This window comes from Leptospira weilii (assembly GCF_006874765.1).
GTDB classification, from domain to species: domain Bacteria; phylum Spirochaetota; class Leptospiria; order Leptospirales; family Leptospiraceae; genus Leptospira; species Leptospira weilii.
Map to the genome: position 1 here is coordinate 3,279,364 of NZ_CP040840.1, position 25,637 is coordinate 3,305,000.

General features: G+C 42.6%; 24 protein-coding genes and 2 pseudogenes (1 of these 26 running past the window's edge). 10 read left to right on the top strand and 16 right to left on the bottom strand.

Annotation, left to right across the window (positions count from 1 at the left end; translation table 11 throughout):
- Window positions 1–83: 83 nt before the first annotated feature.
- Window positions 84–2,753, bottom strand: a complete 2,670-nt coding sequence (locus FHG67_RS15850) for a collagenase (protein WP_080597104.1) — start codon at window positions 2,751–2,753, stop codon at window positions 84–86.
- Window positions 2,754–3,519: 766 nt separating this feature from the next.
- Here FHG67_RS15850 and FHG67_RS21840 point away from each other — a divergent pair.
- Window positions 3,520–4,155: pseudogene (locus FHG67_RS21840) on the top strand (transposase); the annotation flags it as partial.
- A 510-nt stretch (window positions 4,156–4,665) separates the two neighbouring features.
- Here FHG67_RS21840 and FHG67_RS15870 read toward each other — a convergent pair.
- Entirely contained in the window at window positions 4,666–5,625 is a 960-nt protein-coding gene (locus tag FHG67_RS15870) for an LA_0442/LA_0875 N-terminal domain-containing protein (RefSeq protein WP_036086144.1), read from the bottom strand.
- 60 nt (window positions 5,626–5,685) lie between these two features.
- Here FHG67_RS15870 and FHG67_RS15875 point away from each other — a divergent pair, with 60 nt between their 5' ends.
- Window positions 5,686–6,228 (top strand): RNA polymerase sigma factor, encoded by a 543-nt coding sequence (locus FHG67_RS15875; RefSeq protein ID WP_004498983.1) that lies wholly within the window; start codon window positions 5,686–5,688, stop codon window positions 6,226–6,228.
- A 10-nt stretch (window positions 6,229–6,238) separates the two neighbouring features.
- Complete coding sequence (rsx, locus tag FHG67_RS15880; protein WP_004498969.1) at window positions 6,239–7,306, top strand: LIMLP_03685 family anti-sigma factor; 1,068 nt, start codon at window positions 6,239–6,241, stop codon at window positions 7,304–7,306.
- Window positions 7,307–8,255: 949 nt separating this feature from the next.
- Here rsx and FHG67_RS15890 read toward each other — a convergent pair.
- Window positions 8,256–8,732 carry a hypothetical protein gene (locus FHG67_RS15890; RefSeq protein ID WP_004496796.1) on the bottom strand — a complete coding sequence of 159 codons (477 nt, stop codon included), beginning with the start codon at window positions 8,730–8,732 and terminating at the stop codon, window positions 8,256–8,258.
- A 643-nt stretch (window positions 8,733–9,375) separates the two neighbouring features.
- Between FHG67_RS15890 and FHG67_RS15895 the strand changes: the two genes are divergently transcribed.
- The 3 genes and pseudogenes from FHG67_RS15895 (at window position 9,376) to FHG67_RS15905 (ending at window position 10,543) form a co-directional block, all read left to right on the top strand.
- Window positions 9,376–9,642: a hypothetical protein gene (locus FHG67_RS15895; RefSeq protein WP_004498965.1), complete on the top strand. Its 267-nt coding sequence runs from the start codon at window positions 9,376–9,378 to the stop codon at window positions 9,640–9,642.
- Between the two features lie 58 nt (window positions 9,643–9,700).
- Complete coding sequence (locus tag FHG67_RS15900; RefSeq protein ID WP_004498989.1) at window positions 9,701–10,051, top strand: hypothetical protein; 351 nt, start codon at window positions 9,701–9,703, stop codon at window positions 10,049–10,051.
- 43 nt (window positions 10,052–10,094) lie between these two features.
- A pseudogene (locus tag FHG67_RS15905) lies at window positions 10,095–10,543 on the top strand (hypothetical protein).
- Window positions 10,544–10,705: 162 nt separating this feature from the next.
- Here the strand turns inward: FHG67_RS15905 and FHG67_RS15910 are convergent.
- Genes FHG67_RS15910 through FHG67_RS15965 form a run of 12 tightly spaced genes read right to left on the bottom strand, consistent with a single transcriptional unit; the run spans window position 10,706 to window position 22,449 of the window.
- Window positions 10,706–12,184 carry an NADH-quinone oxidoreductase subunit N gene (locus tag FHG67_RS15910; RefSeq protein ID WP_004497016.1) on the bottom strand — a complete coding sequence of 493 codons (1,479 nt, stop codon included), beginning with the start codon at window positions 12,182–12,184 and terminating at the stop codon, window positions 10,706–10,708.
- Window positions 12,181–13,941, bottom strand: a complete 1,761-nt coding sequence (locus FHG67_RS15915) for an NADH-quinone oxidoreductase subunit M (RefSeq protein WP_004496902.1) — start codon at window positions 13,939–13,941, stop codon at window positions 12,181–12,183. The genes FHG67_RS15910 and FHG67_RS15915 overlap by 4 nt, the downstream gene beginning before the upstream one ends.
- A 1-nt stretch (window position 13,942) precedes the next feature.
- Complete coding sequence (gene nuoL / locus FHG67_RS15920) at window positions 13,943–15,886, bottom strand: NADH-quinone oxidoreductase subunit L (RefSeq protein WP_004501102.1); 1,944 nt, start codon at window positions 15,884–15,886, stop codon at window positions 13,943–13,945.
- 11 nt (window positions 15,887–15,897) lie between these two features.
- A complete protein-coding gene (gene nuoK, locus FHG67_RS15925; protein WP_004496870.1) occupies window positions 15,898–16,218 on the bottom strand; it encodes an NADH-quinone oxidoreductase subunit NuoK in 321 nt (106 codons plus the stop codon).
- Window positions 16,215–16,889: an NADH-quinone oxidoreductase subunit J family protein gene (locus FHG67_RS15930; RefSeq protein WP_004499004.1), complete on the bottom strand. Its 675-nt coding sequence runs from the start codon at window positions 16,887–16,889 to the stop codon at window positions 16,215–16,217. Before FHG67_RS15930 ends, nuoK begins: the two co-directional genes overlap by 4 nt.
- 13 nt (window positions 16,890–16,902) lie before the next feature.
- Window positions 16,903–17,943 carry an NADH-quinone oxidoreductase subunit NuoH gene (gene nuoH, locus FHG67_RS15935; protein ID WP_004496871.1) on the bottom strand — a complete coding sequence of 347 codons (1,041 nt, stop codon included), beginning with the start codon at window positions 17,941–17,943 and terminating at the stop codon, window positions 16,903–16,905.
- Entirely contained in the window at window positions 17,940–19,274 is a 1,335-nt protein-coding gene (gene nuoF, locus FHG67_RS15940; RefSeq protein WP_004498975.1) for an NADH-quinone oxidoreductase subunit NuoF, read from the bottom strand. The genes nuoH and nuoF overlap by 4 nt, the downstream gene beginning before the upstream one ends.
- A gap of 15 nt (window positions 19,275–19,289) precedes the next feature.
- Window positions 19,290–19,769 (bottom strand): NADH-quinone oxidoreductase subunit NuoE, encoded by a 480-nt coding sequence (nuoE, locus tag FHG67_RS15945; RefSeq protein ID WP_002630728.1) that lies wholly within the window; start codon window positions 19,767–19,769, stop codon window positions 19,290–19,292.
- Window positions 19,769–20,986, bottom strand: a complete 1,218-nt coding sequence (gene nuoD / locus FHG67_RS15950; protein WP_004501106.1) for an NADH dehydrogenase (quinone) subunit D — start codon at window positions 20,984–20,986, stop codon at window positions 19,769–19,771. The genes nuoE and nuoD overlap by 1 nt, the downstream gene beginning before the upstream one ends.
- Before the next feature lies 1 nt (window position 20,987).
- On the bottom strand, window positions 20,988–21,524 hold the full coding sequence (locus FHG67_RS15955) for an NADH-quinone oxidoreductase subunit C (RefSeq protein ID WP_004498998.1): 537 nt from the start codon (window positions 21,522–21,524) through the stop codon (window positions 20,988–20,990).
- The gene (locus tag FHG67_RS15960) at window positions 21,521–22,081 is read right to left on the bottom strand and encodes an NADH-quinone oxidoreductase subunit B (protein ID WP_002630731.1); all 561 of its coding nucleotides are present in this window, start codon (window positions 22,079–22,081) and stop codon (window positions 21,521–21,523) included. The genes FHG67_RS15955 and FHG67_RS15960 overlap by 4 nt, the downstream gene beginning before the upstream one ends.
- Complete coding sequence (locus tag FHG67_RS15965) at window positions 22,072–22,449, bottom strand: NADH-quinone oxidoreductase subunit A (protein WP_016759500.1); 378 nt, start codon at window positions 22,447–22,449, stop codon at window positions 22,072–22,074. The genes FHG67_RS15960 and FHG67_RS15965 overlap by 10 nt, the downstream gene beginning before the upstream one ends.
- A gap of 506 nt (window positions 22,450–22,955) precedes the next feature.
- Here FHG67_RS15965 and FHG67_RS15975 point away from each other — a divergent pair.
- Genes FHG67_RS15975 through FHG67_RS15990 form a run of 4 tightly spaced genes read left to right on the top strand, consistent with a single transcriptional unit; the run spans window position 22,956 to window position 25,005 of the window.
- On the top strand, window positions 22,956–23,612 hold the full coding sequence (locus tag FHG67_RS15975) for a hypothetical protein (protein WP_004498961.1): 657 nt from the start codon (window positions 22,956–22,958) through the stop codon (window positions 23,610–23,612).
- Window positions 23,613–23,624: 12 nt separating this feature from the next.
- On the top strand, window positions 23,625–24,089 hold the full coding sequence (locus FHG67_RS15980) for a MaoC family dehydratase (protein WP_002630740.1): 465 nt from the start codon (window positions 23,625–23,627) through the stop codon (window positions 24,087–24,089).
- 29 nt (window positions 24,090–24,118) lie between these two features.
- Window positions 24,119–24,577, top strand: a complete 459-nt coding sequence (locus tag FHG67_RS15985) for a MarR family winged helix-turn-helix transcriptional regulator (RefSeq protein WP_004496893.1) — start codon at window positions 24,119–24,121, stop codon at window positions 24,575–24,577.
- 8 nt (window positions 24,578–24,585) lie between these two features.
- A complete protein-coding gene (locus FHG67_RS15990) occupies window positions 24,586–25,005 on the top strand; it encodes a DUF3995 domain-containing protein (RefSeq protein WP_004496945.1) in 420 nt (139 codons plus the stop codon).
- Between the two features lie 398 nt (window positions 25,006–25,403).
- Here FHG67_RS15990 and FHG67_RS15995 read toward each other — a convergent pair whose 3' ends face one another.
- Window positions 25,404–25,637, bottom strand: partial view of a GNAT family N-acetyltransferase gene (locus FHG67_RS15995; protein WP_036074925.1) — the 3' end only. Its footprint extends 318 nt past the window's final position; the window shows 234 of its 552 coding nt (coding positions 319–552); the start codon falls outside the window, past its right edge; its stop codon occupies window positions 25,404–25,406.

The following is a 25,637-nucleotide window of genomic DNA, read 5'->3' on the forward strand; positions in this document are numbered from 1 at the left end:
CCACAAAAAAAGCTGCAGATGAAAATTAAATTCGGGATATGTCCAGTCCATCCGAATCGATTGGATGAACTGGACAAAGTCATTTAGATATTACAACTCGAAGTTGCGGCTAAATATTTTCTACCGTCGGGCAGATTGATTGTATCAACAGAATTGAAATTACAATCGAGTCTTCTATAAAACGAAGGTCTCATCGTATAGATTTCCGATTTCAATTCGTTCAATTCTTTGTTTAAAAACTCATACATTTCTTCATACGTAGCCGTATTTGGAAACGCAGTAGTAACGATCGGAGTGTTGCAAGTTGTGCCCGATCCGGTAGACGGAGTTGCAAAACAAGTAGAATTTACGCCTATTCTTGTATTTTGAAAATCAGATTGACTCCGCTGAGGATGTCTATAAGAAATTCGAGGACGGTACGCTAACGGCCCTTCACAAGAATAAATTGCAACAGGCCGAACAAAATTCAAATGTTTGTTAAAACGAATTTCTCCCATTCTACAATTCATAGCCTTAAAGTTATTTAAGCCGGTATTTTCCAACGTAGACATAAGATCGTTAATTCTTGAATTGAAATCGGACCAAGCAGCGCTCCAATCTGGACTAGAAACTGCATCTCCAAACATCAAACCTCGACAAGAAAAACGACTATTGAGTCCGAACGCGGCAATTGTGCATTTTGCCTTAGACCCGGTGGTCGTCCTTCTAAAAAAAGATCGAATGACTCTCGATCTATTGGTAGACAAATTCGCTAAATCCGGAGCGCTCGTGGACGGATCCGTAAGACTGTCTACGGTCCCAACTAAGTAGTCTAAATACGCTTGAAACGAAGTATTGAGCCGCATGTCGCGGGACATTTGAGCAATCAAGGAATCAAACTCCTGAATATTAGAATCACGTAATGTACTAATTAAGTCTCTCAAGATATCTTTTTTATAGGCATAAAGAAAATTGAAAAAGCTACCAGAGTATCTATAGAATTTAAAATTTCCATAACGCGCCTTTAGGATTTCTGAAATGTCCATCCTAGAAGAACCGTCATTTTTAATTCCGGAAACTAAACTTTTACGTGGAAGAATTTCTCTCGAATTACTACCGGCTAAAAATTCTGCAATCCCTTCTTCGAACCAACTAAGTCTTTCATTGTCATGGGCCGGAGTTTGAGACCATAAGCCTGGAATTATAAATCTACCCACAAGGTAATGAGAATATTCGTGGCGCAATAATTCTTCGAGAGTATATATACTTTCCGCAGGAGTGCGCTGGAACGTATAGAGTACCTTATCTCGCTCTATATAAATTCCACCGTTATCCGTAGGGAGATCAAATAAAAAAGGATGAAAAGTTTCGTAATCCTTTCTAGATCCATACACATACATGGAAATAGTGTCGGTCGTATCTCCGGACACGGGAGCGTGAATTCCTACCAGACGGAAAAACTGAGATTCCACTTGTTTAAGAGCGTGATATAGAGGTTGAATTTCATCGATCGATAAAGGCGTATGCACGATTTGCGCTTTATCGTCGAAATAATATGTGTTTGGAAAAACCATCGCTTCTACAACTTTTCTGGTATCGCTCAAACAAATTCGTCCGATTCGTAAATCCGCACAGTCTGAATTTCGAGTCAACGCTTTGATTGCTTGAAGATACGGTTGCGAAACGTATGGATATATTTCTAGAACCTCGGTCAAAGCTGAGGTAATCTCCGGTTTAAAATTAGGAAAATACTCGTACATTCTATCCAAACTGAATACCGCATTGTTAATGATCCAGACCTGAGAATCCGTGTTGAAACTTGTATCAATAGCCAATCTTCTCAGTTTATCAATCAATCTAGAATCGATTCTTGTTTGAAATTCATGGAAATTCGGATGAATATGGCGTTTAATCAATGTAAAAGCCCCATCCAAAGCCTCCATCTGAGAATAGCTATTTGTTAATCTTTGTGGATCTCTCAAGGTAGCTTCAAAGAAAGAGAGGAGACCCGAATAAGCCGCATGTCCAATTCTTGCATTACTCGCCGCTGTAAAGTAGAATTGTAAAACCTTTCCAGCATCGTCAGTCTCATCTAGAAAATGGGCGCTATTTGCAAAAGTCCGCATTGGAGCAACCAAAGCCTTGGAGATCTGATCTTCATCGAATGGAATGGAAGGGTGAGAGTTTTTTACATAGTATCCCGCCCAAAACATTCTGAATAGTTGTATAAAGCTCAAATCATTGTTACCTTTGTACAAAGGAGCAAGAACATTCAGTCGATTGACTACTTCAAGCATGTTCGCTTGCGAATAAATATCATCCGTGTACTGATCGTAATCCCAAACAAACTGATCCACACACTTTATGTCATGTGTTTCCAAAAATTTGACGAAGTCTTTCGGTTGTAAACGCGCAACATAACTTCCCGTGCAATCTTTAGTTACATTTTGTGCGGTTGTGTTTGAAGAAGGGTTGTTAGGCCCGAAAGTCATAACCGACGGAATGAGAATTCTTTTTTCCCCGTCTGTGATTCTATCAAAGTCATGTTCGTCTTCCACTTGAATGGATTTAAAACCTATCGGTTCGTCTAACGAACTGACGCTTTTTATTACCGATCTCGTCGCAGCTTCTTGTTGTTTGATCTGACCAAGCATTGCAACAAGCAAGCTAAAATCATTTTTAAAGCGATCACTTCGGCTACTACTACACCCTAACGAAAAGGTTGATATTACGCTTAACGCTAGAACTATTTTACATTTTATATTCTTTATCATTTTGTATTCCCTTTCCCTTTTTTATTTTTTCCGTAATTGAAATTTTTATCTTTTTATAAAAGAAAAAAATTTTTATAAAAGAAATTTAATTAATTCATTCCTTAAATATTAATTCCAATAAATACGTTATGCGAAATTTATCATTATCGTGAGCCTTAAGAAATGAGCCTGAAAATGACATTGGGTCATTTCTAAATCAAAACAAATTAGTCTCTTTTTTATTCGATCGAATTTATTTACAAAAACAACGTTATGCGACATTAAAGATGACCATATAATAAAGTACCTAATATTTGACATCGAATCAGTGTTTCGCGGTCAAATGACGGTACTCTATTTTATAGAGATCGGCAATGGGATAAAAATAATTTTATAGAGGTTATTCTAGAATTTTACTCAAAAATTATTTAAATATCGCATAACGTATATATTTTATCCCGTTAGGTTTGGATCCATAGAAAACGAAACAATAAGTTTATAGATCGTGGAAACTTAAAAGAAATTCGCTCGAAACGCGATACAAGTTCATAGTTGAATCACTTTTGAAAGATCTATTATCGAATTTTTAATACTATAAGTGTCTTCGAATAAAAATTTGATATAAAATTCAAATCTTACACCGTTACTTTGAATTTTACAGAAACTTTCCCTTATGCAAATTCATGTCCAAAAAATTATCCAAAGGAAGATAATTGAAACTGATCCCTAGAACGAGTCCGTCCCAAAACCTTCTTGTACTGATTGTCTAAAGAAATAGAAGCGACATTTGAACTCAAATTTAGGTCATTTAGGTATTCCCGGAAACGGCTTCATCCCTTATTACCAAAGATTAAAACAAACCGACTGAAAGGCGGTCGTCCCCGAGTAGAGGATAGAAAAGTAATGGCAGCAATATTTTACAGAGTTCGAACGGGAGTTCAGTGGAGATATATACCCTCGATATTCGGATCAAAATCAACGTTACATAGAAGATTTCAGGCATGGGTAGCGGCAGGAGTATTTGATAAAATTGAGAAGGAAGCCTTAAAACTTTATGAGCGTCCTGTTAAAATTAGAACGAAAAGAATGGCAGCAGACGGGAGCTTCGCGAAGGCTCCAAAAGGGGGGACCTTCACGGGTCGAAACCCGACGGATCGCGGCAAAAGAGGCATTACTGATCCCTATAAAATAGAGTACCGTTAATTTGGGCACAAATCCCATGTTTCAATGCAGAATTTTAGACACTCTGTTATGTAGAGATGAGTAAAAGGCATATTCTCGTCGATAGGCGTGGAGCACAATTGTAGCCTTTGTAATCGCTTCTGCTGAAACTCATGATTTTAAATTATTATTTCCTAATTTAGTAAAATTTAGAATATTGCGAGATTTTCAATTTTTGAAGCCGAAAATTATTTCTTTAGATACTACTCGAACGCAAGAATAGAATACTATGAAAAAATTATTTCGAATATTGGAATATTAATTTAAAAAGTCCGGATTTCCCGATTTGACTTGATTTTTGAGAACCGCTGTGCTTTTGCAAAACCGACCGTTTATTTTAGAGTATCGTTTTCAATCGTCCGAGTAGTAAAGCTTATTCAACTAACGCGATTAAAAGTAAGTTAAAAAAGGATAAAATTAAGTATCGAATTCCAAATAAGAAGAACGCTAAAAAACCAGAAAGATTACTCCCTTAAAACCTTTTAGATGGACTGTTGAACGCAACGCACTTTTGCTTGGTTTAATGCTTTTAGGGGAATAAAAACTTGTTGGGAATTCAAGCTCCAAAATTACACCGCATTATTTCAACTCGTATCCGCTCTTATTTTATTTAGGATGTCGCGGAGATAGGTTTTGGGACACGATCTAACGCGATTAAGAGTAAATTAAAATTAGGTATTGTGAATTTTACGTAAGTCTCTTAAAGAGAAAATCAAAATCGGATGACCACTCCACCCGAAATTTCTTTAATTTCCTTATCCCGGAAGGAAACGTTTACGTTGGGTACAACTTCCCAATTTTCAAAAGTATATCCTAAGAAAGCGTCCAAAATTAAAACGAAAACAAAAGCGGAAACGTACCCTTGCTTCTCATGCTGATAACGTCCTTTCTCCAGCACTTGACCGTCGTTCAGAACGACTTTCGAAGAATTCGAAATGATACTGTATGGAGCGGTAATATTTATCAGATTTCGGTCGTTCGACACGAAGGCAATCAGTTCAATCAGGTCGAGCGGCGTAGGCGCTGTATTTCTATTTGTTTCCAAAGCGGATTTTACGGGACTCAAATATACGTAACTTCTTTCGGCGAGATAAAGTTCCGTAAGTATCAAAAGAAAACCCAATCCTTTTAAAGCATAAGAATCGTTTCGAAGTAATCGGGACCATCCGGGAATTAGTCCCTCAGCGAAAATTTTAATCCCCGATTTTTTGGCTGAGGGAATTTTTTTGTCCGGACTTGTCTCTAAATCGGGAACCGTTTTGACCGCTTCGGACTTTTCAGTTTGACGCATTTCTTCCGGATTCAAACTGGACGGCTTTTTGATTACCTCGGGTTTTTTAATTTGATTCGGCGGATAATTAGAGATAAAAACTTTCTGGACTTCCGCAAGAGAAATTCTCTCCACTTTACCGCTTTTATGTGTGATTTCAAAACCATTGGAGACGGTTTTGACTTCCACATTCACGATTTTCCTCCCATTTTTAAGTAAGATCGATTTCGCGTCCAGATTCGTAAAAAAACAAATCGATACGAAAGATAAAACGTATAACAACATTCCATTGAGTTTAGGAAGTGACGCTTTTGCGGAAAGATCCGTAATTTTGCAAATTCTTTCAATGGAAAAATAAGGTTTAAGGTTAAATCGTAAAAATTTTTGATTCGATAACGGCATTCGATTTTTTTTGCTTCAGCGTGACACTTTTTTATAAGTTGGTTCGTTATTTAATTACAGATGAGCCAAAATTCCGAAAGTCAAATTTTTGATTTTGACGGTTTATATTCGAGAAATTATGAAAAAATCTATCGATTTCTTCTTAGCAAGGGCGCTTCCAAAGAAGAAGCCGAAGAAACTTGTCAGGAAACTTTTATCAAAGTCCTGAACAATTGGGAAAAGTTCGATCCTTCCAAGGGCAATGAAACTTCTTGGATGCTTACGATCGCCAAAAACCAATTCTTGGATTTGATTCGGAAAAAAGGCGCATCCGAAAAGAGAGAAGTGGAAAATTCCCATAAAATTTTAGAATCCATTTCGAAAAAGGAAATAGAATATGAAGAAGATAATCACCAGTTGGATCTTCTAAACGCAAGTGTGGAAAGTTTACCTCACTTGGAAAAGACTATAATCATGCTTCGTTTTTTAGGAAAATATACGATTAAAGAAACTGCCGAAAAGTTAGGGATATCCGTAAGAACGGTAAATCGGAAAACATACTCGTCGCTGACTGTTCTACGCAAAAAATTGCAAAATTCGAATTTCGACTTTGAGAGTATATAGGAGACAAAAGATGGAACCTAATCCCGAATCAAATCGAAGGTCAAATATGCAACGAGCCATTGCGAACGAAATGACACGATCGGAACTCAGTCAATTTTTATCCGATCCGAAATCCAAAAAAGAATTCTTCGAATTGATGAAATTGAAGATTCAAATCGGATATTTGAGCGCCAATCGAAAGAACTTTGACGCATTTCATTCTCAAGAAAAAAAAAGAGGCATTCTCTATTTTAGAAATTCGTTTTTGGCCGCCGCCTGTGTTCTATTACTTTCGGCTTTGGCGTTTTATTTTAGATTTTTCACTTCGGATAAAAACGAATTCGAAATTATGAAATCCGTGACGACAGGCCAATGCAACGTTACTATGGACAAAGAAAAAATCGTTTTGAGATCGGGTAAAGATTCCTATTGCGATTATACGATCTCGGGAGATTTGGGATTGACTTTGAGAATTTTACCCGACTCCATATTTTCCGCATCTAAAAAAGGAGACGAAATCAATCTGGATTTAAAGTCGGGAACGGCTTTGTTTACTACGATCAAAAAAAAAACATCCCTGAAAGTTCGCTCAAAAGTCGAAGCCATATCTTCCGAACTCTTAGGAACGACACTCGTTCTCATAGCGGACCCACATTATAAAAAATACCAGATTATAGTATTAGAGGGTGCAATACGAGTCGAGACATCCGATTCTACAAAACCGAAAATGGACGTTCTAACCGGATATTCCGTCCTTAAAAACGAAACTTCGCAATTCGCCGTTCCGCAAGAAATCGAAGTTGTCAAAACGAGCCCGGACGAATTTACAAAATACCAAACCCTTTCCAAAGATTCCCAAAAAGCCTTAAACGAAAATTTTACCCATCATAACGAATCAACGAGTCCCTTCATTACATCCGATGCTTCGAACAATTCCCACACATCGGTCACGATCTATCGAATCACTCTCAAAAATAAAAAAGTTTATTCCGGAACGATCGAAGAGACCGATCGCTTTTACCTTCTTGTGGACAAAGAAGGAAATAAGATAGAAATTGAAAAAGAAGATATAATAGAATTGGAAATAGTACAGCCGTAACACGGAATATCGCATCCGATCCATGTTTTCCCAAATGAGAGATTTGGGAATCGACTCTTAGACAAGATGACGCCCTTCTGGACTTGAAAACCGTAGGTTAGGCGCAAAGTTTGCATTTACCACAAAACAAGAAAACCAACAGAAGGAACTAAAGTGAAAAAAATGCAGCTTAAACAAAATGAAGCTCATCCCGACAAAGTAGAGAGTCTTCGATAACGCTCCGCTATCTCAGACTGCCTTACTTCTTAGCGCGTTCGCCATCACAAAGAAACGATCGGATCGCGTATTTAACGAGCAAACCAAAGGAAATGGTGAAAGAACAACAAATAAAACATAATGAGGTTCAGATCAAAAAATTCATCAATAAACTCAAATCGGAATGGAACGAGATCCATTGTTGTTACGAGGCAGGAGTAACCGGCTACTCGCTTTACACATATTTGAGTTCTTTAAGGGTGAATTGCACACTGGTAACACCCGGAAAGATCCATAACCAACCACACATTGGACCCGAAGATAAATCTGTCGGAATTCCGACAAAATCCCCCGTCAAACTTAGTTCCCACAACGCGACGAAGCATTGTGTTGAGTTTCCTTCAACGCGACCTAAACGCCGACCCATAGGGAGGTGTTTACTGAGTTTAGGAAGCGTTGTGTCTGAGTTTCCCTTATTTTTGGGTGGGATGGAAAGGTTTGGGAGATTTTTCTCTATCAGAAAATCATACTTTTTGCAAGTAAAAAACCTTATTCTTGTCGGAACACTTGAAAAATGAGCGTTTTTGATCCTTATTATCCTAAAAGTCTTCTTAATTTGTGGGCTTCCTACGGGCGCCGTTCGATGAGATTATTAATCCTTATAAAATAGAATACCGTTAATTTGAACACAAATCCGCGTTTAGACGCAGAATTTTGGACACTCTATTATGTAGAGATTAAGAAGAGCAAGCTCTTAGTATTCAGGCCAATCAATCGTATCGTCTTTAAAGAGAGGACTGAATCCAAAAAAGACCAATTCATTCTCTTCAAATTGAAAAACCGAATTGAGTTTATCGGAGAAAGCGGTAACACCGTGTATTTCGCCGTGATGGTCATGATCTTCGTGATCGTGTTCTCCGTCGTCTTCTTCAAAATCGTCGATCCCGTTTTCACTCAAAAGATCACGAATCGTTTCAATGGATTCTCCAATAATCGGTTTTCCAAAAAGTCGAATCGAAGGATTTGAAATCGTAATCGAATACAATCGATCCCCTTCCTCCTTATCGAACTCATATTCGGCTTCTTCCGAAAAATATTCATATCCGGTGGAGAGAAAACCTTCATAGTCGTATTCGTAAATCTCGTCGGGTTCTCCAAGTTTCGATTTGACTTCGTCCTTGGACATTCCGAAATAAAGACCGTTCAATCCTTTTCCGATTTCTATGTTCACCTTTTCCCCCGAGTTTGAATGTATGATTGGATTTTTTAAACATCAGCCAAAATCACAGGCTCTTTGAAACGGCCGTGACTGACAACCTCTTAAAATTGGTGTGTCTCATTATCTGCGTCGTTTTACAATCCTCGTTGATTTTTTTTATTCTGCCCTTTTGTTTTAACGGACAAAAAGCTTTCGTTTTCAAAGAGCGCGCGCCCAACAACAGAATGTCCATTGGAATTTGGACCTCAATTTCACTTCGGTACTTTCGTGATTTCAGACAGATACGTTACGCATTTGCAAAGTAATTCAAAAACAATGATCTCGGTCAGAACAATTATAAAACCATGTCCGATTATTTTTTCATAACTTCGTTCGGACTCTTCATTCGTTTCCTTTCTTTAAGTGTGGATTTATAACGAAGATGAGCTTTATTTCGTTGTTCATTCTACTACTCGGACGCTTGAAAATGATACTCGAAAATAAGCGGTCGGTTTTGCAAAAGTACAGCGGTTCTCAAAAATTAAGTCAAATCGGGAAATCCCGACTTTTTAAAGGAAGATTCTAATTTTCGAAATAAGTTTGTCATAGTATTCTATTCGTGCGTTCGAGTAGTAATTTCTCTTTGTCAAAATAATACTTTAAAATTTTAGAATATTTGAAATCGATTCTTACCTTTCAAGAAATATTTGCGGGATCCAATTTCCTATTTCAACATCCGATACGTCACGAATTTCTCATCCATACCTTTCACGATGATCCGCAATTTCAGGGTATCAAAGAGAAGGAGGTGGCTTTTTTCGGTTGCAGTTCAAAGGACAACATCGCAATCGTCAGAATGGTCAAAACTCTATATTTTTTCATCGCGGTTCTTAACGTAAAAATTGAAAAAATCCGATTCCTCATAAAACAGGAACGAATTTAAACTCTTTGATTGATAAATTTATCTTTCCCAAATCAATCAATCGAATTAATCAGGTCGTATGTGGCAATCCCTAACTCCGAACGCAAAATTCAGCGTTATCATCTGTATCATTCTATCATTCCTAGGATTTTTCAGCATAGGAACGATGGGATTAGGACTCTATTATCTGGTTTTTCCCATCTCGAAATCCTTATTTCCGCATCCGGATTCGTTATCCGGAGATTGGGTTTGGCCGACTACGATCCTCGTGGGTATATTATGGCCGCTCGGTTTTATTTTCGGGGCAATCCTATTTCATATCCTTGGGGAAAAAGGATGGCCCAATATAATATTATATTTTTTGTATATTCCTATTCTCTGGCTTTGGGCCGCGATTCTCTGGCTCTACTTTCTCAATCACAAAATGTGATCTAAAATCCGGCGGTTCGTTTTAGAAAAAGGACCAATTTCTTATGTGGACAAGAATCAAATCTTGGATTCGAAAAATCAAATCCCGGATCGCACTTTTGCTGATCGTTCTGAAACTTTTCGTATACGGTTGCGAGGAAAAGAATACGGAGGACCCGGCCGCGGCCTATCTCTATTGGTCAGGGATCGAACGATGCCGAATGATTTGGAACTCATTCACGGTAAATATTGGGAATCCGCGCACTGGAGCCACGAACACATTTTGTTTTTAGAACTGAAAGCCCCTCTTCCTTGGAGAGAGGAATTCAAACGGCTGAATCATCTGATCGAAGTCAAACCGGATGGGGGCCTACCCTCCGAAAACGCGCCCAAGTGGTTTAGACCTCCCAAATATTATAAAGTTCTAATTTCCAATACGGAACACGGCCAGGGTTCCGTTTATTATGAAAACCAAAAAACCGGTCATATATTTCTCTACGACGTTCAACTTTAAAAACAAGAATCTTGATTTTCCCGCGCCAGCGATCGGAACGACGCGGAACGCGGCCGCTTGCGGCCGAAGCGAAGCGTAAGTCGCGGAAGAGCGCGGTCCTTCCGATTCATCGGAAGGAGGCGCTCGAATCTTTTATCCAATCGATTCGGGAAGTAGAAGTTTTCAATAACTCAGATATTGAAGCGCGCCGATCGCGAGTAAATTTCCAGGAACAAGCAAAAACCAACCGAACACGACCATAAAGAGACAAATCAAAACAACTATCGTAACTCCGATGCTATGAGGAGCCGCATGATTACGGGAGATTTCTCCCTCGTCACTGCTCATAAAAGTGGCGATTCCGATACGCAAATAATAATAAAGGGCAAGCGCGGAATTTGTCACACCTCCTATCAGTAGGATGCGATTCATCAGATGTTCCGACTCGGCAATCTTTTGAAAGAGAAACAACTTCGCCCAAAATCCCCCAAACGGCGGAACTCCCGCCAAAGACATAAAGAAAATGTTGATCGCGATCGCCGTAAAAGGTTTTACTCCCGACAAGGACTGAACGGAAAAAAAAGTTACTTGTCTCGTTCCATCTTCCAAATACGCCAAAATAGCGAACGCCCCCAAACTCATAAAAGAATATATCATGAGATAGAATAACACTTCTTCTTTGATTCCGGCGGAAATCCCGGCGACAATGTAACCCGCGTGCGCGATCGAAGAATACGCGAGCATTCGTTTTAAATTTTCCTGTTTTAATGCGAGCAGGTTTCCGTAGACCATCGACAACAACGCGAGAATTCCGGGCAACCACGCCCAAGTGCTGTCTTCGAGAGACAGAGGAAGTTTTGTATAAAGTACGAGAAGGAGTCCGATCGACGCAGCTTTGGCCGCGGTGGACATATAACCCGTTACCGGAGTTAAAGCGCCTTCGTATGCGTCCGGAGTCCATGCGTGATACGGAAAGAGCGCAATCTTAAACGCAACTCCCGTGATAAACAAAACGAGTCCGATCTTTGCAAAGTTTCCCTGATACCCCGCGATCACCAACGGCTTTAACGCCGCTGTGATATTCGTCGAACCGCTTCCTCCGAATAGGAACGCAATTCCCATCAGCATAAAACCCGAAGAAAAACTTCCCAAAAGAAAATACTTCAAGGTCGCTTCCAAGGAAAATAGATCGCTTCTAGCCATTCCGATCAAAATGTATAAGCAAATGCTCATAAGTTCGAGAGCGACGAAAACGAGAATAAAATCCTGTCCCGCGGTCATCAGCATCATTCCGCAGGTCGCAAACAACAACAAAGGATAGAACTCAGGAAATTCCACTTTATGATTCTTTAATATTCTAGGGGCTACTGCCGCGGTTCCAATGGCCATCGAAAGATAAATTAGATTTAACCAAAAAGACAATACGGAATTTTCGATCTGACCGCCGAAATAAGTTCCTCCGTTTCCGGGATATTGAAACTTGGCGACGTAAAACACGCTCGCGAACGCGACAAGGAGAACCAGTCCGGACACATACCGTACGATTAGAAATTCTTTCGTTTTAAAAAGTACGGAAAGGCAAATCAAAAACACTCCTCCGCCCGCTAAAATCAACGCGGGAAGAATAGAAAATAAATCGAAACCGTCCGGGATAGAATTCATTTCAGAGCCTCATCATCTCCCTCGGGAGAGGTTTCTTTTTCTTTTCGGATCAATGCCGAGCAACGCGGATGATTGTCGCTCTGCACAGAATTATTGATCGGATATTTGCGGGTCGACGCGGGTAACGCGTATTTACTCGGAAATTCCTTCAGGCGTTCTTCGTAACAGCCCGGCTCTTCACCGAGCGATCGGTACGATACGTATTTTCTTGCATTATCCACGGTTTTTCCGTTCAGATCCGTTTCCTTAAACGAACTCGCGGTACGATCTTGGATCACCTTCGCAGAGACGGAATTTAATGCGACTTTGACGGAAGGTTCCAATACTTTCAAAAACGGTTTCGGATAGATTCCGATCCAAAAAATCATTACGACGGTTGGAATCAAAATGATCCATTCTTTCAGGCTGAGATCGTGATGATCGATCAGATTTTTTGTGGGTTCTCCGAAAAGCATTCGTTTTGCGAACAACAATAGATAACCCGCGGCGAACACGACTCCGGTTGCGGCTAACGCTCCGTAGACGACGTTGGCTTTGATACTTCCGAGGATGATCAGAAATTCCCCGATAAAACTGTTGGTTCCGGGAACTCCCAAGGAAGAAAAAATCGCGATCGCAAAAAAAACAGAAAATACCGGCAGCAATTTGGACAATCCTCCGGCTTTCGCAATATCGTTATTTCCGATCCTTTCATGCAACATTCCAAGCATAAAGAAGAGCATCCCCGCGGTGAACCCGTGGTTGAGCATCTGCAACATTCCACCGGCCATCCCTTCCTCGGTAAAACTCAAGATTCCGAGCATACAAAAACTCATGTGAGAAAGAGAAGAGAACGCTACGACTCGTTTCGAGTTTTCCTGAGCCATCGCGATCACGGCTCCGTAGATGATTCCGGCGATACAAAGCCCCCCGAGTAGTTCTCTGTATTCCAACATTTCTTCGGGGAACAGCGGAATCGCAAGTCGAACAAATCCGTATAATCCGATTTTCAATAAAATCCCGGAAAGATCCACCGAACCGACCGTAGGCGCCTGAGAGTGAACGTCGGGCATCCAGGTATGAAGAGGAAACAAAGGCACCTTGATCGCAAACGCGAGCACGAACGCAAAGAACATAAACAAGCGGATGTTCTTTGGAATTTCGGGAAGAAGTCCGGTCGAAAGGTCTTCGATCACGATCGTTCCCGTTTTAAAATACAATATTAGAATTCCCGCAAGCATCAACACCGATCCTGTAAACGAAAAAATCAAATACTTGATCGCCGCCTTGACCCGCTGATCCTCCCCCCAAATTCCGACCATCAATACCATGGGAGAAACCATCGCTTCCCAGAAGATGTAAAACAACACGAGGTTTCCGGACAGGAATACGCCGTGAACGCTCATCTCCACGATCATTAGATAAACATAAAATTCGCGAATACGATTCGTGATGCTCGACCAGGTGGCGAGAGTCGAAAGAAAGAAAAGCAAAGAGGACATTCCGCAGAGCAGAAGACTGAATCCGTCGAGTCCGATATGATAGTCCACTCTCAGATTTCCGGAAACCACGATTCCCCAGATACGATCCACGAATTGAAGCGCGGAGTTGGAAGGATCGTATTTAAAATACAATCCTACTATGATTAAAAACGGAACGAGAGTAAACGATCCGGAAATCAATCTCAGCCAACCCACCCGATTGGACAAAAATAAAAACGGAACTCCGATCAGAGGCAGAAATAAAAAGATACTCAGTATATACGGCGGGAAATCCAAGTTACAGCCCCCTCATTAGAAAAAAGGAAAGAATGACTACCGTTCCGAGCACGATCAAAATCGCGTAATCGACTACAATTCCCGTTTGAACCCGTCTTAAAACCAGTGAGATCGCAACCGCAAACCTTCCCGTACCTCTCAGTATCAAATCCAAGAAATTTCTTTCCACATGGTCAGCTAAAAATTTTCCGAGCAGTAAAATCGGATCCGCGATAAAGTTTTTGTAAAACTCGTCGATGTAGTATTTCTGCGAAAAGATTCTTTTCACGCCCGTGTGCGATTCTTCTGCTTCGGGTAGCCTTTTTCCGGTTAAAAAAATCGTTCTCGCGATAAAGATTCCGGAGATCGCGACAGCAACCGACACCGCGACCAAGATCAACTCGATCGAAGCGGAAGTTTCGTGACCGTCTACGGAGGAGCCATTGGTAATCGCCCTCGAGATTTCTGTTACGGGGACGATAACGGGATCGAAGTATCGAGTGAGTATGTCGACGCCTCCGAAAAGAAAATGAGGCACTTCCAAAAATCCGGCAACCGCTGCGCCTATCGATAAAATCACAAGAGGAATCGTCATCACGAGCGGAGATTCGCGCAAGTGCGACTCCTTGTGGGAAGACACTCGAGATTCTCCATAGAACGCGAGATACGTCATGCGAAACATGTAGAACGCGGTTAAAAGCGCGGTTACGATTCCGAGTCCGTAAAAAAGAGCTCCGTAAGCATAACTCTTTTCTAATATTAGATCTTTGGAAAAGAATCCGCTAAAAGGGGGAATTCCTGAAATCGCGAACGACCCGACGAGGAACGTCAACCAAGTGATCTTCATCTGGTTTTTGAGTCCGCCCATATTGCGGAGATCCTGTTCGTGATGAAGCGCATAAATCACGGATCCGGACCCCAAAAAGAGAAGCGCCTTAAAAAACGCGTGCGTCATCAAGTGAAAGAGCCCCGCGACGTAAGCGCCCGCTCCCATCGCGACGAACATATATCCCAACTGAGATACGGTGGAATACGCCAAGACTTTCTTGATATCATTTTGAAAAAGTCCGATCGTCGCCGCAAAGAACGCTGTCACGGATCCTATAACCACGATCCAATGTCCTACCTGCGAAGCCAAAGTAAAGATCGGATTGAGTCTTGCGATCAAAAAGATTCCCGCGGTCACCATCGTCGCCGCGTGGATCAACGCGGAGACTGGAGTCGGTCCCGCCATCGCGTCCGGAAGCCAAACGTGTAACGGAAGCTGCGCCGACTTTCCGATCGCTCCGATAAAAAAACAAACCGCCGCTAACGGCAGTATATAACGAAAAGAATGTATTTCCCGAATCGATTCCGTGATTTGCGTAAAAGAAACGCTTCCCGTATACCAGAACACGAGTGCAATTCCGAGAAGCATTCCCAAATCTCCGATTCGGTTTACGATAAATGCTTTCATACCCGCGTTGGCGGCCGTTTCTTTGTGATAATCAAAGCCGATCAACAGATACGAACAAAGCCCCACTCCCTCCCATCCTAAGAAAAGAAGAATTAAGTTTTCTGCAAGTACCAGATTGAGCATCGCGAAAATAAACAGATTTAAATACGCAAAGTAACGCGCAAACCCAGGATCGTCCTTCATATAACCGATGCTGTAAAGATGGATGAGCGCCCCGATTCCGGTGATGATCAAAACCATATAGAGGGAAAGTTGATCGACTTGATACGCTATAGATACGTTTAGATCCCCCGTTTCAATCCAAGGCAGCACCGTTACGATTTCCGGAATCGTACGCTCCATCGGATGAAACTGAACAAAAGACAACAAGGCCAACGCGAAGGACAAGAACACGACTCCCGTCGAAACGATTCCGGTAAATCCTTTCAGCCATTTGCCGAAAATACCGGAGATCAAAAATCCAATCAACGGAAGAGCGACTAACGCAGGAATAAGATTTGCAATTTCCATGTTTTCTATTCCTACCATTTCATCAGATTCATTTCGTCAACGTAGCTCGTCTTTTTGATCCTATGAATCGCGATTACGATCGCAAGTCCGATCGCCGCTTCGGCGGCCGCGATCGCCATCACGAAAAACACCACCACTTCTCCGTCGACTTGATGGAGCGCCTTCGAAAACGTCACAAAGACTAGATTCACCGAATTCAGGATCAACTCCACCGACATAAAGATCAAAACCGCGCTTCTGCGTACCATCACTCCCGCGACTCCGATCGTAAAGATGATCATCGCAAGAATCAAAAAGTAGTGCATCGGAATTCCGGAGATCCAGAGGCTCATAACTTTCCTCCTTCCGTTTCTTTTCCCAAATTCTTTTTTCCGAGCACGACTGCGCCTAAAACGGCGGCGAGCAGCAATACGGAGATCAGTTCAAAAGGGAGAAGATATCGTAAAAACATAGCGCTTCCGACCACCGCGGTGTTTCCCTCGGCTTTCACCAGTGAAGGAGGCCTGATCGATAATCCTTTACTTTTATACTCCTCAGATTCCTTATACTCCAGCCGCCGAGGATGGATCGCAAAAGAATAATCCACAGATCTTCCGTCCTGAGTTTTCGTATATCCGATTCTCGGAGAACTTTCCGACGGAATTCCGTCCTGAACCGCCGTCACGAGTAGGATTCCGAGGAACATTACTAATCCCAAATATAACAATTTCTTAATTGGTTTTTCAAAGATGAAAAACTGGGGGGCGTCGTCTCGGAGAGACAAAAGCATCAATACGAACACGACCAAAACCATGATCGCCCCCGCATACACGAGAAGCTGCATCGTGGCGATAAAAACCGCGTTCATCACGGCGTAGATCGCGGCGAGCGAGAAAAAACTCAATACGAGCAGAACCGCGGCGGTGATCGCGTTCGGATGAAAGATCACTCCGAGAGAACTGAGTATCATCACCGAAGCGAACAAAAAAAACAGAAGTAGCTGAGGTTGTTCTGTAAATGGCATATTTCTTATATTCTTAAAATTGTATATAGAGGCTTGCGATCAGAATATTCAAAACCGCCCAAGGAATGAGTTTTTTCCATCCGAGGGACATAAGCTGATCGTAACGAAAACGGGGAAGAGTCCATCTCACCCACATAAACAAGAAGGCGAAAAACAACACCTTGCCCAAAAAGAAAAAAAGTCCGAATAACGGCTGTAATACGTGTCCTTCTAAAATTCCGAACGGAACCTGATAACCTCCGAAAAATAGAAGTGTCACCACACAACTCATCGTAATCATGTTCATGTATTCCGCGATAAAAAATAATGCGAACTTAAACGCACCGTATTCCGTGTGAAACCCGACAACGAGTTCCGACTCCGCTTCGGCCAAGTCGAAAGGAAGACGGTTCGTTTCGGCGAACATAGCGACCACAAACAGACAAAACGCGATGAATCCCGGAAGTTTAAAGATGTTCCAAAGTCCGGCTTGTGACGCGCTGATATCCGAAAGTTTCAAAGAGCCGGTAAGAATGACGATGGAAACCACGCTCATAGAAAGAGGAAGTTCGTAGCTAATCATCTGCGCCGTGGAGCGGATCGCGCCTAACAACGAATATTTGTTGTTACTCGCCCAACCCGCGATGATAATCCCGTAAACCGCAAGGGAAGAAATCGCAAACAAAAATAAAATTCCGGTATCCGGGTTAGCAATCTGCAAATCCAAAAAAGTAAGACCGGTCTTATCTTGAAGCCATTGTGGAAGAGGAATCTGACCGCCCAAGGGAACCACGGACCAGGCCATGATCGCGCAGGTCATGGAAATTGCGGGAGCGATCAAATACATGACCTTGTTCACTTGAGTCGGAAACACTTCCTCTTTGGTTAAAAACTTAATTCCGTCCGCAAGAGGTTGTAAAAGACCCCAAATCCCGGCGCGATTCGGACCCTTCCGATCCTGGATAAAACCTGCCACCTTTCTTTCCGCGAGCGTATAATACGCGCAGGCGGTGATCAAAATAAAAAAGAAAAGTCCGCTTTTCAAAAGCCAAAATAGAATTTCGTTCCAGTTCATGGAGTTCTTTGTCCTCCCGCCGCTTCGCCGACTCTATCTTCCTTTCTTCTTCTCGGATGATCGGGAACGGGCGTCGGTTTTTCTTTCAATCTTGCGTCAAACTCGGCGCGAAACTTTTGGATCGCGGGGCGCACCGCTCCCACACAAGCGTCGGAAAGAGGACAGATCGTAGTTCCGCCTTCCATATTTCTGGAAAGAGAAAGAATCAATTCGATGTCCTTGGTCGTTCCTTCTCCTTCTCGGATTTTATAAAGAATGTCCCGAACCCAGTGAGTTCCTTCGCGGCAAGGAGTACATTGACCGCAGGATTCGTGGGCGTAGAATCTCGCAAAACGATACGTGGTTTCCACGATGTCCGCGCCTTCCGCGAGAACGATGACCGCTCCCGAACCGAGCATGGTCTTGTGAGCCGCCATCGATTCGAAATCCATATTCGCGGTTTTGCATTCTTCCGCCGTCAAAATCGGAACCGAAGATCCGCCCGGAATGATCGCCTTGAGAGGTTTGTCGTCCACGATTCCTCCGCAAAGATCATTCACAAGTTCTAATAAAGGAGTTCCTAATTCGATTTCGTAAACGCCCGGACGTTTTACGTGACCCGACACGCTGAAAAGCCTCGTACCCGGAGATTTTTCGGTTCCGATCTTGGAATACCAATCCGCTCCCTTGTCTAGGATATGAGGAATCGCTGAAAAAGTTTCCACGTTATTGACCACGGTCGGAGAACGATACAGTCCCGAAACGGCGGGAAAAGGAGGTTTGAGTCTCGGATGGCCCCTCCTACCTTCGAGAGAATTGATGAGCGCGGTTTCTTCTCCGCAGATATAGGCGCCCGCGCCTTCGTATAAAATCAGATCGAAGTCGAATCCGCTTCCGAGAATGTTTTGTCCGAGATAACCCTTCGCATAGGCTTCGTCGATCGCCTTCTGCATGGTTTTGGCGCCTTTTTGAAATTCTCCCCGAATGTAAAAGAATCCTTTGTTCGAACCGATGGCTTTCGCTCCGATGATCATCCCTTCTATGATCTGGTGCGGAAGGTTCTCGATCAGTTTACGATCTTTGAATGTTCCCGGTTCGCCTTCGTCTGCGTTGCAGATGATATATTTCGGTTTCGGAATGTCTTTCGGAATGAAAGACCACTTGAGTCCGGTCGGAAATCCCGCGCCCCCCCTTCCTCGGAGTCCGGATTTTTTCACCTCGGCGATGATGTCGTCCGGTTTCATCGAAAGCGCTTTTTTTAAACCGTCGTATCCGTGAACCGATTCGTAAAACTCGAGTTTGGCGGACTGAGGGTTGTCTATGTATTTCGTAAGAAGTTTCATTTCCGCCATAAGGGTTTCCTTTTGTCAGTTCAGGTTATCGAGAATCCGGTCCACTTTTTCGGGAGTCAGTTGCTCGTAAAAATCATCGCCTATCTGGACCATCGGAGCGTAACCGCAGGCGCCCAGACATTCCACTTCTTCCAAAGTGAACTTACCGTCCGGAGTCGTCTGTCCCGTATGAATTCCCAAACGTTTGCAAATATGTTTTTCGATTTCGTCGCTTCCTCGCAGATAACAGCTCGAAGTTCCGCAAATTTGAATATGATACTTACCCACCGGTTTTTTGTTGTAGAGAGTATAGAACGTCGCGACACCGTAAACTTGCGCGAGAGAAATCGGGTCTCCCAGACGGTCCGCGATATAATTCATTCCGTCCTGATCCACAAAGCCGTTTTCTCTCTGTAAAATATACAAACAAGGGAGAACAAGAGAGCGTTTGTCCGGAAACACTTCCAACATCTTTTGGAATCTTTTTTCGGATTCTTCGCTAAACTTGTAGCTCATCAGCAGTCCAACTCCCCCGCGATCACGTTCAAAGAACTCATCGTCGCAACCGAATCGGCGAGAAGCCCTCCCCGAACCAATTCCGCAAACGATTGATAATACCAGAAACAAGGGCGTCTAACGTGAACTCTCCAGGGAGATTTTTCCCCTTCGGATACGATGTAAAATCCGAGTTCTCCGTTGGCGGCTTCCGTCGCCATGTAGTGTTCTCCCGGAGGAACTTTGACTCCGTGCATGATGATTTTGAAGTGATAGATCAACTCTTCCATGTTGTTGTAGACTTTGTTCTTTTCGGGAAGATACGCATGCGGAAGATCCGCGTGCCAGGGTCCGGTCGGGATTCCGTCTATCAGCTGTTCGATGATCCGGATCGACTGACGCATCTCTTCCATTCTCACAAGACTGCGGTGCAGAACGCTTCCGTCCTCTCCGACCGGAACGTCGAAGTCGACTTTATCATACAATAGATAGGGCTCGTCCTTACGAACGTCCCAATCCACTCCCGCGGCTCTGAGATTCGGCCCGGTAAACCCGTAGGCGATCGCGTTTTCGGCGGAAATTCCTCCGATTCCTTCGGTGCGTCCCAGAAAAATTTTATTCTTTAAAAGAAGACTATTGAATTCCTCGATCGCGGGCTTCAGTCCCTTACAAACGAGTTTGATTTCCTTCGCGAAGTCGGGATAGATATCTCTTTCGAGTCCGCCGATTCTACAAAACGTAGTAGTTAATCTCGCACCGGTGAGTTTTTCAATAATTTGATAGATATTTTCGCGATGATGAAAAAGGTGCAACATTCCGGAAAAGGCCCCGAGATCCACTCCGAGAATACCCGTGCAGATGATATGATCCATGATCCGGGAAAGTTCGGAGATGATCATTCTCACATACGTTACGCGATCCGGCACGTCCACTTGCATCATCTTTTCCACCGCGAGAATCCAACCGATGTTGTTTAGCGGAGTGGAAACGTAGTTCATCCGATCCGTGCAGACCAGGAACTGATTGTATGTATAACGTTCTCCTAATTTTTCAAAACAACGATGCACATATCCGATCACGGACTCGGCTTCCACGATTCTTTCCCCGTCAATCTGGATCACGTTTTGCAAAATTCCGTGCGTCGCCGGATGGGAAGGTCCGAGGTTTACAAGAAGATGCCCTTCGGGAAGATTTTTATATTTCTGTTGGAAATGTTCCGCTGTCTTTTCGTACATCATATTACTTCTTCCCTCCTTCCTTGGTAATATCCTCGTTCACGTGGATATGAAGAAGGTCCTCGATCAGATAATCCTGACCGAATCCTTCCAACGGAAAATCCTTCCGCAAGGGATGTCCTTGAAAATTGTCGGGCATCAAAATCCGATCCAGGTTCGGATGACCCATAAAGGATATTCCGAAAAGATCATATACTTCCCTTTCCGGCCAGTTGGCTCCCTTATAAACGTTAGTCACGCTGGGAACAGATTCCCCGTCTTCGACCCGAACCTTGATCCGAATTTTGCTCGCGGCCTTATTTCCGGAACGAAGCAGATAATTGACTTCGAATCGGGGTTCTTTTTTTCCGAGCCAATCCACCGCGGTTAAGTCGTTTAGAAAATTATAATTCAGTGTCGGATGATTTTTAAGAGCGTTCAATACGGGAACAATGCCTTCGGCCTTTAGATAAAAAACCGGAACGTTGGAGACGATCGGTTCTTGTACGTCCAAAAAATGCGGAAATTTTTCTTTGAGGAAACGCTCTATTTCTTCTTTCATCGTACGACCAGGGGTTTATTTCTTTCGTTCAATTCCTGGATTTTTTGCATCACTTCCTGACGTCTCGCTTCCAGTCCCTGGGTTTTTAGTTTCGTCTGCAATTTAACGAGTGCGTCTAAAATCGCTTCCGGTCTGGGAGGACAACCGGGGACATATATATCCACCGGAAGAATTCGGTCCACCCCCTGCAAAACTCCGTAGGTGTTGAACATTCCCCCGGAGGAAGCGCAAGCCCCGACGCTAATGACGAACTTGGGTTCCGCCATTTGATCGTAAATCTGTCGAAGAACGGGAGCCATCTTGTATGTGATCGTCCCCAATACGAGAATCATGTCCGCCTGACGCGGAGAAAACGAAGGACGTTCCGCCCCGAAACGAGCGATGTCGTAATCGGAACAGGCAGTACTCATATATTCGATTCCGCAACAAGCGGTAGCGAAGGGAAAAGGCCAAAGGGAGTTGCCCCTTCCCCATTGAATCACGGATTCGATGTTTCCGAGCTGGAGCATGTCTCCCAGGACCTGACCCGGAGCTTTACTCAAATCACTCAATCCCATTCCAGCGCTCCTTTCTTCCAGATATAGTATAAACCCACAACCAAGGTCAGGACAAACACAAACATCTCGAAGACGAGAAAAAAACCGAGCCCAGCGTTTTTGAATCCGATCAGATTGACCGCGTAAGGAAACAAAAAGACCGCCTCAATGTCGAAGAGAATGAAAAGAACCGCGACCAGATAAAACTTGATATTAAACAATCCTCTCGCGTCTCCGTAATACTGCACTCCGCACTCAAATGCGTCTTGCGGCTTCGATTTTTTTTTCGGACCGATGAGTATGGCAAGGGTAAGAATCAGAGCGGAGAATCCGACTCCGAATAAAAATTGAATCAATAACGGGCCAAGGTGTTCGGGAGCGCTATTCATTGAAATCGTATAAGCTGGCATTTTGTTTACCACATGCTACTATTAGAACCGGATTCATAGCATCAATTACACTCTCGTTTGTATATAACCTGTCAACCTGAAATTCAAACGGATTGTTTTTTGGATCGAATGTTTCCGCACCATTCCCCAGAACGGAAGCACTTCCGCTTGATCTAAGATTCGACCCTAAGAAGAAAAAATTCTCCATAAAAAATACAAGAACCTCCAAGACAAAACCAAATCGAAACGAGCAAGAGCCACCCCAAAGAAAATCAAGTATTCTCAAGCGAAAACGATTGCAGGAGTTTTAAAAAGCACAACGTTTTTAGTTTTGCGGTTTGTATCTTTTCGTAATAGAAATCGAAGTCGGGATATATCTCTTCCGAGTCCGCCCTTTATGATAGATTGGAAATATCCTAAATTGGGATTTCGATCCGAGGCCAAAAATCTCAAACCTCATTGATAAAAAACGAATAGACAAATGATATATCTGGCAACTGGTAGTAATGAAACGAAGAAGGGAAAACGATTTGTCCATTACTTACGATTCATTTTATTTTTCCCGGAAGAGAAATCTCATTCCCTCTTTCAAAAGTCTTTTTTACGTACTGCTCCTTTTTGTATTCCTTCAATGTTCGTCTTCGAAAAATTCCATCTTGGGAACGGTATTCGTTCGCAAAGGTTTCACACCGGAAAAAAAAATACGGCACGTAATTTTTCCGGTTCGGATCCGATCCAGCTGGTTGATAAAAAATGAGAACGCGGAGCAAAGGAAATTTTTAGAGTCCAGAAGTTATGAAAAATTAGAAATGGCTATCCTCAAATACGGAGGGAAGATCCAAGAAAAATACAACGCGGAAAAACAGTTTCGATCCGCGTTTGCGACGGACAATTCCTTCAGCGAGGAGAAAGGAATACAAATCGCCAAACAGCTCCAAGGCGACGTAGTCGTATTTGCGGAAGTGACGGATTACGGAACCGCTTCCGGAAATTCGATTCTAGAAGTCACGGTGAAAGCAATCGATGTCGATAGCGGAGAAATCGTCTGGAAAGCGATCTATTCCGGAAAGGCGCGCGGCCTTCAGGATAATATCGATTTGTCCATTTTAGAATCAGAAATTTTTGAACATCTTACGGAAAAATTAAAAAACAAAACGGAGTAAAAGGAGAAAAGCATGGCTAAGGTAGTATTGTCCAGTTTTGCAGAATTAGAGGCCTATACCGGAAAAGAAATCGGGGTTTCCGATTATCACACAGTAACTCAGGAACAGGTCAACAAATTCGCAGACGCAACCTTGGACCATCAGTGGATTCACACGGACCCAAATCGAGCGGCAAAAGAATCCCCTTTCGGAGGGACGATCGCACACGGTTATCTTACCTTATCCATGGCCCCATATCTCTTATCCCAAATATTAGAATTAAAGAATATTAAGATGGGAATTAATTATGGGATGGAAAAACTTCGGTTTTTAGAACCGGTAAAAGTAGGAAGCAAATTGAGGATTAGAGCGGAGTTGGTAGAGCTGAAAGACCTAAGAGGCACAGCGAGAATGACTCTGAAAATGACTTTTGAAACCGAAGGGTCCGCAAAAGCGGCCGCGGTAGGGGAAGTGATTTATCTATATCAATTCGCCTGATAGAAAAATATTCTAAAATTAGGTAAAATATGAGTCCTAGACTGATCATCTATATGATCTCGAGAATTCGAGACGAATTTCACAAACATCTAAACCTAGAATTGAAAGAAAAGGGATTAAGTCCGTTAACAACCACTCATGCGGATATCCTGTTCGCACTCGTAAAAAAGAAAAAAGCGCAAATGCAGGAAATCGCCAAGATGATCAATCGAGACAAATCCACATTAACCGCTCTTGTCGATAAGCTGGAAGTGTTGGGATTTGTATCGAGAACGAAAGATTCGGAAGATCAGAGAATCGTCCATTTGGAACTTACTCCTAAGGCGTCTTCCATTCGACCCGTGCTGCTCGGAATTTCCAGGTCTATCGTGAACAATTTATATCGGGGCTTTACCGAAGGTGAAAAAAAAGAATTGGCTCGTCTGTTAATGAAGTTGTATCAAAATCAAAATCGCGAATCCGCCACAGCGATAGAACTCCTTCAGTAAATCGTCCCATGCTTTTTATTCAAATCGCCTCCTGGACTTCCAGTTTGATTTTATTCGCCCTTTCCGGAATTCATTTTTATTGGGTGGTGAAAGGAAAAATTGGAACCAATAATCGGGTTATTCCGGAAATACAAGGCAAACCGGCATTTCAACCCGGAAGGTTTGCCACCGCAATAGTAGGAATCCTTTTATTATTAGCGGCCTTATTTCCGATCGGTCTACAGGTTTCATTCGGAATTTTCCGATACGTTTTTCAATACGGAACGTACTTTTTATCCGCGACGTTTTTACTCAGAGCAATCGGAGATTTTCGACTTCTCGGCTTTTTCAAAAAGATTCGAGATACGAAATTTGCAAAAAACGACACCGCTTATTATTCTCCTCTTTGTCTTCTACTTTCCGTCCTTTTGTTCGTTTCCACACTCTAAATCAAATAGAGAGGCCTTAAAGCGATCTTCAATTTATTCTCGCTTGGGATATAGAAAATTCTACTCGAATATAGTCATAACCAACCCCACAAATTAAAAAGGATTTTGGGATAATGAGGATCAAAAACTGATATTTTTCAAGTGTTCCGACAAGAATGATACTTTTTACTTGCAAAAAGTATCATTTTCTGATAGAGAAAAATTTCCCGAACCTTCCACCCAAAAATAAGGGACACTCAGGCACAACGCTTCCTTAAGGGGCGCGTTGTGGGAACTAAGTTTCACAGAGGATTTTGTCGTAATTCCGACAGATTTTTATCTTCGGAGCCAAATACTTGTGGGGTTATGGAATATAACTTTTTACAAATGGAGCCGATCTTCTTTCAAAAGCAAATCCATCATAAATCCTTAGATTCCATCCACTCCGAATGCGTGATTTGGTAAAGAACGTGTTCGGATAAACTATGTTCATTGGGAAGTTCCGGGTGCTGGAACAAGCCAATTTCCCTAAGTCCAATTCTTTTCATAACCGACCTAGAACGTGCATTTTTAACGGAAGTGAAAGAAACCACCTTTGAAAGTTTGAATTGTTCGAATCCATATCGTAGGCAAAAAGATGCGGCCTCGGTCGC